10 protein-coding genes are annotated in these 12,963 nt (G+C 64.9%); 9 read left to right on the forward strand and 1 reads right to left on the reverse strand.

Annotation, left to right across the window (positions count from 1 at the left end; all coding sequences use genetic code 11):
* Nucleotides 1-12: 12 nt before the first annotated feature.
* The 9 genes from tolB (at nucleotide 13) to HZZ16_RS09310 (ending at nucleotide 11,800) form a co-directional block, all read left to right on the forward strand.
* The gene (gene tolB, locus HZZ16_RS09270) at nucleotides 13-1,359 is read left to right on the forward strand and encodes a Tol-Pal system beta propeller repeat protein TolB (RefSeq protein WP_197948317.1); all 1,347 of its coding nucleotides are present in this window, start codon (nucleotides 13-15) and stop codon (nucleotides 1,357-1,359) included.
* The gene (locus HZZ16_RS09275; protein ID WP_197948168.1) at nucleotides 1,326-1,580 is read left to right on the forward strand and encodes a hypothetical protein; all 255 of its coding nucleotides are present in this window, start codon (nucleotides 1,326-1,328) and stop codon (nucleotides 1,578-1,580) included. The genes tolB and HZZ16_RS09275 overlap by 34 nt, the downstream gene beginning before the upstream one ends.
* 35 nt (nucleotides 1,581-1,615) lie before the next feature.
* Complete coding sequence (locus tag HZZ16_RS09280) at nucleotides 1,616-3,946, forward strand: putative bifunctional diguanylate cyclase/phosphodiesterase (protein WP_197948169.1); 2,331 nt, start codon at nucleotides 1,616-1,618, stop codon at nucleotides 3,944-3,946.
* 151 nt (nucleotides 3,947-4,097) lie between these two features.
* Nucleotides 4,098-4,829 (forward strand): N-acyl amino acid synthase FeeM domain-containing protein, encoded by a 732-nt coding sequence (locus HZZ16_RS09285; protein ID WP_197948170.1) that lies wholly within the window; start codon nucleotides 4,098-4,100, stop codon nucleotides 4,827-4,829.
* 255 nt (nucleotides 4,830-5,084) lie between these two features.
* Complete coding sequence (pal, locus tag HZZ16_RS09290; RefSeq protein WP_197948171.1) at nucleotides 5,085-5,573, forward strand: peptidoglycan-associated lipoprotein Pal; 489 nt, start codon at nucleotides 5,085-5,087, stop codon at nucleotides 5,571-5,573.
* A 203-nt stretch (nucleotides 5,574-5,776) separates the two neighbouring features.
* Nucleotides 5,777-6,856, forward strand: a complete 1,080-nt coding sequence (gene ybgF / locus HZZ16_RS09295; RefSeq protein WP_197948172.1) for a tol-pal system protein YbgF — start codon at nucleotides 5,777-5,779, stop codon at nucleotides 6,854-6,856.
* A 64-nt stretch (nucleotides 6,857-6,920) separates the two neighbouring features.
* A complete protein-coding gene (gene tilS / locus HZZ16_RS09300; RefSeq protein WP_197948173.1) occupies nucleotides 6,921-7,997 on the forward strand; it encodes a tRNA lysidine(34) synthetase TilS in 1,077 nt (358 codons plus the stop codon).
* A 255-nt stretch (nucleotides 7,998-8,252) separates the two neighbouring features.
* Entirely contained in the window at nucleotides 8,253-10,175 is a 1,923-nt protein-coding gene (gene ftsH / locus HZZ16_RS09305) for an ATP-dependent zinc metalloprotease FtsH (protein ID WP_035998585.1), read from the forward strand.
* A gap of 179 nt (nucleotides 10,176-10,354) precedes the next feature.
* On the forward strand, nucleotides 10,355-11,800 hold the full coding sequence (locus tag HZZ16_RS09310) for a hypothetical protein (RefSeq protein WP_197948174.1): 1,446 nt from the start codon (nucleotides 10,355-10,357) through the stop codon (nucleotides 11,798-11,800).
* Nucleotides 11,801-11,822: 22 nt separating this feature from the next.
* Here HZZ16_RS09310 and HZZ16_RS09315 read toward each other — a convergent pair whose 3' ends face one another.
* The gene (locus tag HZZ16_RS09315; RefSeq protein ID WP_197948175.1) at nucleotides 11,823-12,818 is read right to left on the reverse strand and encodes a glycosyltransferase family 2 protein; all 996 of its coding nucleotides are present in this window, start codon (nucleotides 12,816-12,818) and stop codon (nucleotides 11,823-11,825) included.
* Between the last annotated feature and the right edge of the window lie 145 nt (nucleotides 12,819-12,963).

Consider the following 12,963-nt stretch of genomic DNA (forward strand, 5'->3'; position numbering starts at 1 on the left):
GACGTCCGATCGATGAACCGCCGCCGCTTCATGACCCTGACCGGATCGACGCTCGCGATGCTCGGGAGTGGACGCGCTTTCGCTCAAGGGCAGGAGGGGCGCCTGCGCATCGATCCCACGGCTTTCCAGCCGATCCCGATCGCGATCACCAATTTCCTGCCCGGCTCGCCGTCCGACGGCGACGTCGGCAACGGCGTCACGCAGGTCATCACCAACAATCTGAAGCGTTCGGGCCTGTTCGCGCCGATCGACCAGGCCGCCTTCATCGAGCGCATCAGCAACATGGACGTCGCGCCGCAATTCCAGAACTGGAAGACCCTCAACGCGCAGGCCCTTGTCACCGGTCGCATGACGCGGCAGCCCGACGGCCGCCTCAAGGCCGAATTCCGTTTGTGGGACGTCATCTCCGGCCAGCAGCTCGCCGGCCAGCAATATTTCACCTCGCCGGAATATTGGCGCCGTATCGCCCACATCATCTCCGACCAGATCTACGAGCGCATGACCGGCGAGAAGGGCTATTTCGACAGCCGCGTCGTGTTCGTGGACGAGACCGGGCCGAAGGAGCGCCGCGTCAAGCGGCTCGCGATCATGGACCAGGACGGCGCCAATGTGCGCTATCTGACCCGCGGCTCCGACCTCGTGCTGACACCGCGCTTCTCGCCGAACTCGCAAGAGATCACCTATATGGAGTTCGGCCAGGGTGATCCGAAGGTCTATCTCTACAATATCGAGACCGGCCAGCGCGAGATCGTCGGCAATTTCCCCGGCATGACGTTTGCGCCGCGCTTCTCGCCGGATGGCCAGCGCGTCATCATGAGCCTGCAGCAGGGCGGCAATTCCAACCTGTTCGTGATGGATCTGCGCTCGCGCTCGACCACGCGTCTCACCGACACGCCGGCGATCGACACTTCGCCGTCCTATTCGCCCGACGGCAGCCGCATCTGCTTCGAGTCCGATCGCGGCGGCAGGTCGCAGATCTACGTGATGAGTGCGGGCGGCGGACAGGCGCAGCGCATCTCCTTCTCCAAGGACGACACTAACGCCAGCTATTCGACACCGGTGTGGTCGCCGAAGGGCGACTACATCGCCTTCACCCGGCAGGGCGGCGGGCAGTTCGCAATCGGCGTCATGAAGCCGGACGGCTCCGGCGAGCGGCTGCTCACCTCCGGCTTCCACAACGAGGGCCCGACCTTCTCGCCGAACGGCCGCGTGCTGATGTTCTTCCGCGATCCCGGCGGCAACGGCGGGCCCTCGCTGTACTCGGTCGACATCTCCGGCCGCAACGAATTGAAGGTGCCGACGCCGGGCTTTGCCTCAGACCCGGCATGGTCGCCGCTGTTGTCCTCGACGTCGGGCTGACGATATCGCAGCTGAAACATCGCGCGTTCAGACGCGCGATGTTTTCGAAAAACCGCACCGATTTTTCCGCGTTCTCTACAGGTGCAACACTTCCTTCACCTTGTGCCTCGGCAAGACTTGCCTACCTGCTTGAAATATCAGCGGAAATCATTTCGCTATTGCCGAAAAACAACCTGACTTTAACGATGTTCCCTCAGAAAAGCTTCACCTGGAGTGGGTAAAAGTACGCGGCAAACAGGACGCGCGTACAAACCAAATGCAGTTCGCAAGCCAGAGCGGAGAGCCTGACCCGGCCTCGCCGACCATTTCGGCGGCGCTGACCGATTCGCTGTTCGAAGCTCCCGGCACGGTGCTGACGGGCATTGTCTTCTCGGCGTTTTCGGCCTCGCTGACGGCGCTCAAGACCGGACAGATGCTGCTTTGGGGCTTTGTTCCGCTTCTCATTCTTGCCGGAGCTATCCGCGCCTACGATCTCAGCCGGTACCAGGCCCAAAAATCGGTTCTGAGCGCAGAACAAGCGGCGCGTTGGCAGACGCGTTACCAAATCGGCGCGCTCATTCAGGCTGCCGTGATTGGTCTCTGGTGTTCCACGACGCTGTTGAGCAATGAGGACGCCATCGCTCACATGATTGCGCTCTCGGTCACCACCGGAATCGTGGCGGGAGGGGCCGGGAGAGCTTATGGACGACAATCGATATTTCGTCTGCAAGCCACTCTGATCTTCGGACCGGCCGTGATCGCGCTGGCGCTGCACCGCACGCCCTATTACGTCGCGATGTCCGTCGTGTGCGCCGCGTTCCTCCTTTCGGTCATGCGTCTGTCGGGCAATCTGCACAAGATATTCTTGCGCGCTGTGGTGGCGCGCGAACGCGAGGCCGCACTCGCCGGCCAGTTCGACACGGCGCTCAACAACATGCCGCACGGGCTCTGCATGTTTCGCATCGACGGCCAGCTCGCGGTGATGAACCACCGCTTCGCCGCCATGATGAACCTGCCGGACAATCTCGCCCAGAGCAGCACGACTGCGCGCGACATCGTCGCCTCATGCGTCGAAGGGGGGGCGATTTCGGCCGCGAGCGGCGCGGCGATCATTGCCGATATCGAAAACGCGCATGCGAAAGAGATCGTCACCGCCGACCCCGATCCACAAAGGAACCGTTCGCTGTCATGGACCGTCCAGCCGATGGCTGACGGCGGTGCGGTGGTGCTGCTCGAGGACATTACGGAGCGGCGCACGGCGGAGGCCAGGATCAGCCATCTGGCCCGCTTCGACGATCTCACGGCGCTACCGAACCGCGTCAGCTTCCGCGACGAGATCGAGCGACTGCTGGCGAGCGCGCATCATGCCGAGCGGCTCTCCGCACTGCTGTTCGTCGATCTGGACCAGTTCAAGCAGGTCAACGACACGCTCGGCCATCCCTGCGGCGACCAGCTCCTGTGTGCGGTGGCCAACCGCCTGCGCGAGATGCTGCGGCCCGAAGATTTCGTCGCCCGTTTCGGCGGCGACGAGTTCGTCGTATTCCAGCAGAACCTCGCTTCGCCGGAGGATGCGGCGGCGCTCGCCCGCCGCATCGTCGAGCGGCTGAGCGAGCGCTATCGCATCGACAATCACCTGGTCGAGATCGGCGCCAGCGTCGGCATTGCGCTGACGTCGCCGGATGGCACCAGCGCCGACACGCTGCTCAAGAACGCCGACATGGCGCTGTACCGTGCCAAGGCCGATGGTCGCGGCACCTTCTGCTTCTTCCGCGACGAGATGGCGGCGACCGTCGAGGCCCGCCGAATCCTCGAGCTCGACCTGCGCAAGGCGCTCGCCAACGAGGAGTTCGAGCTGTTCTATCAGCCGCTGGTCAATCTGAAGTCCGGCAAGATCACCACCTGCGAGGCGTTGCTGCGCTGGAATCATCCGGTGCGGGGGACGGTGTCGCCGATCGACATCATCCCGGTCGCCGAGGACATGGGCCTGATCGTCGATCTCGGCCGCTGGATCCTGCGCCGCGCCTGCGTGGAATGCATGAAGTGGCCGGAAGGCGTCAGCGTCGCCGTCAACTTCTCGCCGCAGCAATTCCACCAGCGCGACGTCCTGAGTGAAATCCGCTATGCCCTCGAAGTGTCGGGCCTGCCGGCGCATCGGCTCGAGATCGAGATCACCGAGTCCTCGCTGTTGCGTAACACCCAGCTGACGCACGACATCCTGTCGCAATTGCACGCGCTTGGCGTGCGCATCTCGCTGGACGATTTCGGCACCGGCTATTCCAGCCTCAGCTATTTGCACAACTTCCCCATGCAGAAGGTGAAGATCGACCGCTCTTTCCTGGAAGGCATCGACTCGGACCGTCCGCTGACGCTGCTGCGGGGCGTGGCGCGGCTATCCGCCGACCTCGGTATGTCGGTGGTGGTGGAAGGAATCGAATCCAACGAGCAACTCGAGCTCATCAACGCCGACGGGACGGTAACCGAAGCGCAGGGATACCTGTTCAGCCGGCCTGTCCCTGCCGTACGCATTCGTCAACTGCTCAATGCCTCTTACGGCGTTCGCGGCAGCAACGATCAGTCCCTCGCAGCTTCGGCGCGATCGATCGCCTGACCTCCCTTCCGACTTCACAAAGGTTCTTCTTCTCGGTGTTTTTACGGGGCGCAAAAGGTTAACCCTAACGTTTCTAACGCTTTGCAATTTCTTTAAGGAACTATTAACTTGTACTCACTCGTAGAAGTTGCTTGCAGCGTAGGGGTTATCGATGAAGTCCGGGGCCGAACCGCAAACGGCGCTTGTTCCACGCGGAGCCGCGCTGTTTGAGCGTGTCGATTATCGGCTCATCGAAACGGAAGAGGACAAGGATCGCCTCCATCGGATGCGTTACCAAGCCTATTTGCACGCCGGGCTGATTCCGCCGTCGGAATCCAAGCAGGTGACCGACCGTTTCGACGACGCGCCCAACGTCTGGAATTTCGGAGTCTACGTCGACAACGAACTCTGCAGTGCCGTCCGCATCCACGTTCTGACATTCGAATGGCGGATGTCCTACACGACCGAGGTGTTCGGTGACGTGCTGCATCCCCGCCTGGACCGGGGCGAGGTATTCATCGACCCCTGTCGATTCGTCGCTGATCCGGAAATGCAGCAGCGGTTCCCCGAACTGCCTTATCTGACCGTGCGGCTTCCTTTCGTCGCCTGCGAGCACTTCAATGCCGATGTCGGACTCTCGATGGTGCGCACCGATCATCAGGCGTTCTACCGCCGCGTGTTCCTGTCCGAGACTCTCACCGAGCCGCGTTCATTTCCGGGCTGGCCGACCAAGAAAGCCGTCCTGATGGCCTCGGATTATCCTAGAGTCCGGGAAAAGATCCTCACGCGTTTCCCCATCATGCGATCGAGTGCGTTCGAGCGGCGGATGCTGTTCGAACGTAGCACCCCCCGGATTGCCCCATCGCGGCCGGTTCTCGTTGCCGGCGCGGCTGCGCAGGCCTGAACCCTGCAGTCCGCAAGCGGCTTCAGCCGCCCGGCCGCCGGGGTCGATCCTGGCGGGACGGTGTTTTGATCATGACCGGCTTGCCTTCACCCTCGCGCCACATTTACAACCCATTAACCATGAGGTTTGCTTTTCGCTGGTTGGGGGCATTTGACCGGCTGAGGCAAGGTTCCGTCAAGGTTGACGGAACGTTCGCTTAACCAACCCCCTGTAGACCGGACAGCAGTGGACTAACGTGAGCGTGGAGGCTCCGGAATGAAACATCCTATGCGTATCCTCCAGGGATTGAAGCTGGCCGCGGTGCTCGCCGTCGCGCTGTCGATGGGCGCCTGCGCCAACAAGAATGCCACGACGGATGCGATGGCCAATGCGGCGACGCCGGGCAGCCAGCAGGACTTCGTCGTTAACGTCGGCGACCGCGTGTTCTTCGAAAGCGACCAGACCGATCTGACCCCGCAGGCGATCGTGACCCTGGAGAAGCAGGCGCAATGGCTGCAGACCTATCCGCGCTATTCCTTCACCATCGAAGGCCATGCCGACGAGCGTGGCACCCGCGAATACAACATCGCGCTCGGCGCCCGCCGTGCTCAGTCGGTGCGTTCGTTCCTCGCCTCGCGCGGCATCGATCCTAACCGCATGCGCACGATCTCCTACGGCAAGGAGCGGCCGGTCGCCGTCTGTAACGACATCTCCTGCTGGTCGCAGAACCGCCGCGCGGTCACCGTCTTGAACGCAAGCTCCTGACGATCAGGTCCTCGGCGGTCAGTCAGGTGCCGTTCAGCTTTGCAATTGGATGATGCCGGCGCCCTCTCGGGCGCCGGTTTCGTTTCAGCATTCTGTGACTGAAAACCCCTTGGTATCAGTCACATTTTTGGCGTACTCCACTTCAATGTGTGGCGCGTCGAGGGTTCCGTCGCAGGCCATTTCGCTTTCGTCATCAGGGCAAGATGTCATCCAGATTTAAGGTCTTTACCGGCACCGTGGCCACCGCCGCGCTGCTCTCCTTGTGCTCGCCCGCACTCCCGCAATCGGCCTACGGGCAGTCGGAAGACGCCGACCCGGAGATGCGGATCGAGCGGCTGGAGAACCGGCTGCGCCAGCTCACCGGCCAGAACGAGGAGCTGCAATATCGCAATCGCCAGCTCGAGGAGCGCCTGCGGGCGCTCGAGGGCGGCGCGCAAGGCGCACCCGGCCAGGCACCCAACGTCGCGGCGATGCCGCCCGCGCAGATCGCACCGAGCCAGATTGCACCGGGTCAGGTCGCGCCCGGCTATCGCCAGCCGTCGCAACAGCAGGCCGCGCAGCCTGCTTACGAGCAGCCGCAGATCGCCGCGCCCGCGCCGATCATTCAGGAGCAGCCGGCGCCCGGCGCACCCGGCACGCGCCGCCGCGGCGATGCCTTCGACCCCAACCAGAACCCGAATGCGCCCGGTGCGCCACGTGCGCTCGGCGGCGGGCAGCAGCCGATGCCGGCGGTCACGCCTGGCGGCGGCCGCAACGCGGGCGAGCCGCTCGATCTCGCCAACACCACCCCCCGCTACCAGCAGGGTGTGCCGCCGGCCGCGCAGCCCGGCTATCCGCCGGCACAATCGGGCTATCCCGCGCCGGCCGGTGGTGCTGCTTTGGCCACCCTGCCGCCGTCCGCGACGCCGCGCGACGAGTTCGACCTCGGCATCGGCTACATGCAGCGCAAGGACTACGCGCTCGCCGAGCAGACCATGAAGAACTTCACGCAGAAATTCCCGAGCGACCCGCTGGTCGGCGACGCGCAATACTGGCTCGGCGAGAGCTATTTCCAGCGCCAGCAATATCGCGATTCCGCCGAAGCCTTCCTCGCCGTCACCACCAAATACGAGAAATCGGCCAAGGCGCCGGATGCGCTGCTGCGGCTCGGCCAGTCGCTCGCCGCGCTGAAGGAGAAGGAGGCCGCCTGCGCCGCCTTCGGCGAGATCGGCCGCAAATATCCCCGCGCCTCGGCGAGCGTCAAAGCCACCGTCGATCGCGAGCAGAAGCGGGTGAAGTGCTGATCCGCTGACAAAGCGGATGGCGTTGCGCTAAACATTCGGTCCATCCGCGGATGATTGCAGCGTCATGTCAGACGACGACAATTCACCGATCTCGGCGCGCGAGGCGAGGCGGCTGTTCGCGGGCCTGAGAGATGCGCCGGCCCTGGTGCTCGCGGTCTCCGGCGGGCCCGACTCGGTTGCGCTGATGTGGCTTGCGGCGCGTTGGCGGCGCAGCCTTGCGCGCGGTCCGCTTCTCACCGTCGTCACGATCGATCACGGCCTGCGCCCGGAAGCCGCCAGCGAGGCGCGCGAGGTCAAGCGGCTCGCCGCCGCGCTCGGATTGCCGCACCGGACCCTGCGCTGGCGCGGCGCAAGGCCGAAGACGGGGTTGCCTGCCGCCGCGCGCGAGGCCCGCTATCGCCTGCTCGCACAGGCCGCGCGTGCCGCCGGCGCGAGCCACGTGCTGACGGCCCACACCCGCGACGATCAGGCCGAGACCCTGTTGATGCGCCTGTTCCGCGGCAGCGGACTTGCCGGGCTCTCGGCCATGGCTCCGTTCACCGAGCGCGACGGAATCGTGCTGGCGCGTCCGTTGCTCGATGTCGCGAAATCGCAGCTGATCGCGACATTGCGGCGGGCGAGGATCGGCTTTGCCGAGGACCCCACCAACCGGGACACCGCCTTCACACGGCCGCGGCTGCGCGCGCTGCTGCCGCTCCTCGCGGCCGAGGGCGGCGACGCCAGAAATCTGGCGCGGCTCGCGGCAAGGCTGGCGCGGGCCAATGCGGCGGTCGAGGTGCTCGCCGACGGCGCCGAGCGCTTCCTCCGCTTGCGGGATCGCGGCGATGCGCCGCAGGCGGGCGTCCGGAGCTTCGAGGCCTCGGCCTTTGCAGCCCTGCCGGAGGAGGTGCGGCTGCGGCTCTTGCTGCGGGCCATCAACGCGCTCGGCCATGAAGGTCCGGCGGAACTCGGCAAGGTCGAAACCCTGATGTCCGTGCTTGATCGGGCGATCACCGGCCCCCGTGCCGCCGCAAATGGCCGGCCGGTCCTGAAGCTGACCCTCGCGGGAGCCTTGATCAGCCTTGCCGGCGGGCGTATCCAGATCGCGGCGGCGCCGGCCCGGCGGCGCAAGGGCAATGAGCGCGAAGAGAGCGGATCATGACACCGGTCAATTCGCGTCCACGCCGTCAGGCCACTTTAACCAGGCAGTAAAAACCCGGGTTCGGACGCCATGATTTCAGCGGGAATCGCGCTAAGATGGGATAAATAGTCCCATCTCGTTCCCTTGGCAGCGACCGGGGCGGCACCTAAATTGTATGCGTCTAACGAAGAGGATTCCTTGGGATTTCCTCGCATTGACGGAATGTAACGACCCAAGGATCAGGGCCGCGATCCGCGCGACCACGAAGGAAGATCGATGAACGCCAATCTGCGCAATTTCGCCCTCTGGGTCATCATTGTCTTGCTGCTGTTGGCGTTGTTCACGCTCTTCCAGAATCCGGGTCAGCGGGCCTCCTCGCAGGACATCGCCTTCTCGCAGCTGCTGAGCGAAGTTGACCGCGGCAATGTGCGCGACGTCGTGATCCAGGGGCCGGACATCCACGGCACCTTCACCAATGGCTCCAGCTTCCAGACTTACGCGCCCAACGACCCGACGCTGGTGAAGCGCCTCTATGACAGCAAGGTGCAGATCACCGCGAAGCCGCCCGGCGACAACGTGCCGTGGTTCGTCTCGCTGCTGGTCTCCTGGCTGCCCTTCATCGCGCTGATCGGCGTCTGGATCTTCCTGTCGCGGCAGATGCAGGGCGGCGCCGGCAAGGCGATGGGCTTCGGCAAGTCGCGCGCGAAGATGCTGACGGAGGCGCATGGCCGCGTCACCTTCGAGGACGTCGCCGGCGTCGACGAAGCCAAGCAGGACCTGCAGGAGATCGTCGAATTCCTGCGCGACCCCGGCAAATTCCAGCGCCTCGGCGGCCGCATTCCGCGCGGCGTGTTGCTGGTCGGCCCTCCCGGCACCGGTAAGACCCTGATCGCGCGTGCGGTCGCGGGCGAAGCCAACGTGCCGTTCTTCACCATCTCCGGTTCTGACTTCGTCGAGATGTTCGTCGGCGTCGGTGCGAGCCGCGTCCGCGACATGTTCGAGCAGGCCAAGAAGAACGCGCCCTGCATCATCTTCATCGACGAAATCGACGCCGTCGGTCGTCACCGTGGCGCCGGCCTCGGCGGCGGCAATGACGAGCGCGAGCAGACGCTGAACCAGCTGCTGGTCGAGATGGACGGCTTCGAGGCGAACGAAGGCGTGATCCTGATCGCCGCGACCAACCGTCCCGACGTGCTCGATCCCGCGCTGCTGCGTCCGGGTCGCTTCGACCGCCAGGTCGTGGTGCCGAACCCCGACGTCGTCGGCCGCGAGCAGATCCTGAAGGTGCATGTTCGTAAGGTTCCGCTGGCGCCCGATATCAACCTCAAGACCATCGCGCGCGGCACCCCGGGCTTCTCCGGCGCCGACCTGATGAACCTCGTCAATGAGGCTGCGCTGACCGCCGCCCGCCGCAACAAGCGCATGGTGACGCAGGCCGAGTTCGAGGAGGCCAAGGACAAGGTGATGATGGGCGCCGAGCGCAAGTCGCTCGTCATGACCGAGGAAGAGAAGCTGCTGACGGCCTATCACGAGGGCGGCCACGCCATCGTCGGCCTCAACGTGCCCGCGACCGATCCGATCCACAAGGCGACCATCATCCCGCGCGGCCGTGCGCTCGGCATGGTCATGCAGCTGCCCGAGCGCGACAAGCTGTCGATGTCTCTCGAGCAGATGACCTCGCGCCTTGCCATCATGATGGGCGGCCGCGTCGCTGAAGAGCTGATCTTCGGCCGCGAGAAGGTGACCTCGGGCGCGGCGTCCGACATCGAGCAGGCCACGCGCCTTGCCCGCATGATGGTGACGCGCTGGGGCCTGTCCGAAGAGCTCGGCACCGTCTCCTATGGCGAGAACCAGGACGAGGTCTTCCTCGGCATGTCGGTGTCGCGCACGCAGAACGCCTCCGAAGCCACCGTCCAGAAGATCGATTCCGAGATCAAGCGCCTGGTCGAGGAAGGCTACAAGGAAGCGACCCGCATCCTTACCGAGAAACGCGCCGATCTCGAGACGCTGGCCAAGGGCCTGCTCGAGTTCGAGACGCTGACCGGCGACGAGATCGTCGACCTGCTCAAGGGCAAGAAGCCGAACCGCGAGTCCGTGCTCGAGCCGACCACCCCGCGCGCCTCCGCCGTGCCGCCGGCCGGCAAGCCGCGTCCGCGCCCCGATCCGGATCCCGGCCTCGAGCCGCAGCCGCAGGCGTAGTTCCAGGCGGCAACGGAGAATCGAAAAACGCGGCGGAAACGCCGCGTTTTTTGTTGGCTGGCCCCGGGGCGCGCCAGCGCGCGCGGCCTGAAGCGGGCGGCAGAAGCGCACCGCGCTCCAGGGCAAATGCGCGAAACACTCAAGAAGAACTTAACGCTTGCGGCCTATTTTGGCCCGCCATGACTGATCAAGTCGCCCATAGCGCGGTTCAACCTTTTTCGGCACGCGCAGTGCTCCCCTGGGCCGTGGGGCTCAGCCTCTATGCCGTGTTGCTGGCGATCGGCCCGCGATTGCTCGGCGATCCCGACAGCTATTCCCACATCGAGCTCGGACGCTGGATCATCGCGCATGGCACCCTGCCGACGAGCGACCTGTTTTCCTTTTCGAAGCACGGCGCGCCCTGGATCACCTTCGAATGGCTGTCCGAAGTCATCTATGCCGTCGCCTACGCGCTGGCCGGCTGGCCGGGCGTCGTCGCCGTCGCCGCCGCGGCGATCGCGCTCGCCTTCGGCCTGCTCACGTTCTTCCTGCTGCGGGAGCTTTCGCCGCCGTTGACGTTGCTGATGGTCATCGCGGCCGTCGTCCTGCTGGCGCCGCACATGCTGGCGCGGCCACATGTCCTCGTGCTGCCGCTGATGGTGACCTGGGCGGCCGCGTTGGTGCGCTGCATGGATCGCAGCTCGCCTCCGCCATATTGGGCCCTGCCGCTGCTGGTGCTGTGGGCCAATCTGCACGGCAGCGGCATACTGGCGCTTGGGCTGATTGGCCCGGCGGTGCTCGAGGCGCTGCTGCGTGAGAAGCGAAGCGAATGGCTGCACGTGCTGCTGCGATGGCTGCCATTCACGGCGCTGGCGGTGGTCGCGTCCTGCCTGACGCCGCACGGGCCGGAACCATTGTTGATGCCGTTGACGACATTGGCCGCAGGTCCCGCACTCGCCTGGATCTCGGAGTGGCGGCCGCAGGATTTCAGCCATATTGGCAGCTTCGAGTTGCTGCTGCTGGCTGGCATCTTTGCGCTCTCGCGCGGCGTGACGCTGCCGGTCGTGCGGGTCCTGGTGGTGATCGGCCTGCTGCATTTCGCGCTAGCGCAAATGCGCAATGCGGATCTGCTGGGCATGCTGGCGCCGCTTTACCTGGCGGCCCCGCTGGGGCGTAGGTTCGGCGGACCGACCGAGATCGATGCGACCGGCTCGTCGCGCGGCCTCAATCTGGCCGCGCTCGGTGTCTTGGTCGCGATAAGCGGGGCGGCCCTGGCGCGTGACATACGGCCGGCTCCGGCCATCACCCCGCAGGCTGCCATCGCTCAGGCCAACCTGGCCGGGACGGGGCGCGTGCTCAACGATTACGCCTTCGGCGGCTATTTGATCTTTGCCGGCATTCCCACCTTCATCGACGGCCGCTCCGAACTGTACGGCGGCCCGTTCATCGACCGCTACAATCGCGCCCTGGCGCTGATCGACCTCGGAGATTTCCTCCGATTGCTCGACGAATACAACATCAACGCGACACTGCTCGCACCGCAGACGCCTGCGATAGCGATGCTCGACCGACTGCCGCAGTGGCAGCGCGTCTACGGCGACGATGTGGCGGTCGTGCACAAGCGGCGAGATACGCCGCGACAATAGGTCAGGCGCGCTCGTGGCCGGGTCACTCGTTGATGGCGTGGATCGTCTGTGTCGATGCCTTCTCGTCGCGATCGAAGCCGATTCGTGCCTGCACCACGTAGAGCGGGCGGCGTTTCACCTCGGCATGGATGCGGCCGACATAGAGCCCAACGAGGCCCGTCATCAGCATGTTGATGCCACACAGCAGCGACATGAGGACGATCGTCGAAGACCAGCCGGTCACGAGATGGCTGTCCTTGCTGAGCCATAACAGAATTACCCAGCCACCGTAGAGCAGCGCAAGCGCGGAGACCGTCAAGCCGCACCAGATCGCCAGCCGCAGCGGCAGATCGGAAAAGCCGAGCGCGGCGTTCACCGCGAGCCGGACCATCTTGAACAGCGGATATTTGGTCTCGCCCGCGGCGCGCTCGAGGCGGTGGAAGGCGACCTCGGCCTGGCGGAAGCCGAGCCAGGCGATCATGCCGCGCACGAAGCGATCCTGCTCCGGCATCTGCCGAAGCGCGTCCAGCACCTTGCGATCGATCAAGCGGAAGTCGCCGACATCGGCGGGGATGCCGACGGAGGACATCTTGCCGAGCAGGCGGTAGAACAGATGCGCGGTCGCACGCTTGAAGCGGCTTTCGCCCTCGCGCGACAGGCGGCGGGCGTGAACGACGTCGTTGCCTTCCTTCCATTTTCCGATCAACTGCTCGATCACTTCGGGCGGGTCCTGCAGGTCGGCGTCCATGACGATGATGGCATCGCCTTGCGCGGCGTCCATGCCGGCGGTGATGGCGATCTGATGACCGAAATTGCGCGACAGGCCGATGTAGCGAAAGCGTGTGTCGCGCACGGCGAGCGCCCGCAACACGATCGAGCTGGAATCGCTGCTGCCGTCGTCGACGAAGATCGCTTCTGCCGGCCCGTCGAGCTTGCACATGACCTGGTCGAGCCGACGCAGCAGCACCGGCAGCACGGCTTCCTCGTTGAATACGGGAATGACGAGGCTGTAGCGGATCGATCTGGAATTGGCCGCCATGAAGGAGTCCGGCTGGGTTTGAGGGGCGGAAGTCTATGAGCAGGTGGTTAAGGTCGCCTTGCCGCAACCGTTAAGGGTCTATCGCCCGGAGCACGGCTTGAGCGCGCGATGAGAGGCGGACCGAAATGATGAAGCCCGGTTAACC

It is taken from the genome of Bradyrhizobium glycinis (genome assembly GCF_016031655.1).
Taxonomy (GTDB): Bacteria; Pseudomonadota; Alphaproteobacteria; order Rhizobiales; family Xanthobacteraceae; genus Bradyrhizobium; species Bradyrhizobium glycinis.

Bases quoted from the DNA above. Each gene is read 5' to 3' on its own strand.
- tolB (WP_197948317.1), top strand. From the start codon at position 13: ATGAACCGCCGCCGCTTCATGACCCTGACCGGATCGACGCTCGCGATG.
- HZZ16_RS09275 (WP_197948168.1), top strand. From the start codon at position 1,326: ATGGTCGCCGCTGTTGTCCTCGACGTCGGGCTGACGATATCGCAGCTG.
- HZZ16_RS09280 (WP_197948169.1), top strand. From the start codon at position 1,616: ATGCAGTTCGCAAGCCAGAGCGGAGAGCCTGACCCGGCCTCGCCGACC.
- HZZ16_RS09285 (WP_197948170.1), top strand. From the start codon at position 4,098: ATGAAGTCCGGGGCCGAACCGCAAACGGCGCTTGTTCCACGCGGAGCC.
- pal (WP_197948171.1), top strand. From the start codon at position 5,085: ATGAAACATCCTATGCGTATCCTCCAGGGATTGAAGCTGGCCGCGGTG.
- ybgF (WP_197948172.1), top strand. From the start codon at position 5,777: ATGTCATCCAGATTTAAGGTCTTTACCGGCACCGTGGCCACCGCCGCG.
- tilS (WP_197948173.1), top strand. From the start codon at position 6,921: ATGTCAGACGACGACAATTCACCGATCTCGGCGCGCGAGGCGAGGCGG.
- ftsH (WP_035998585.1), top strand. From the start codon at position 8,253: ATGAACGCCAATCTGCGCAATTTCGCCCTCTGGGTCATCATTGTCTTG.
- HZZ16_RS09310 (WP_197948174.1), top strand. From the start codon at position 10,355: ATGACTGATCAAGTCGCCCATAGCGCGGTTCAACCTTTTTCGGCACGC.
- HZZ16_RS09315 (WP_197948175.1), bottom strand. From the start codon at position 12,818: ATGGCGGCCAATTCCAGATCGATCCGCTACAGCCTCGTCATTCCCGTA.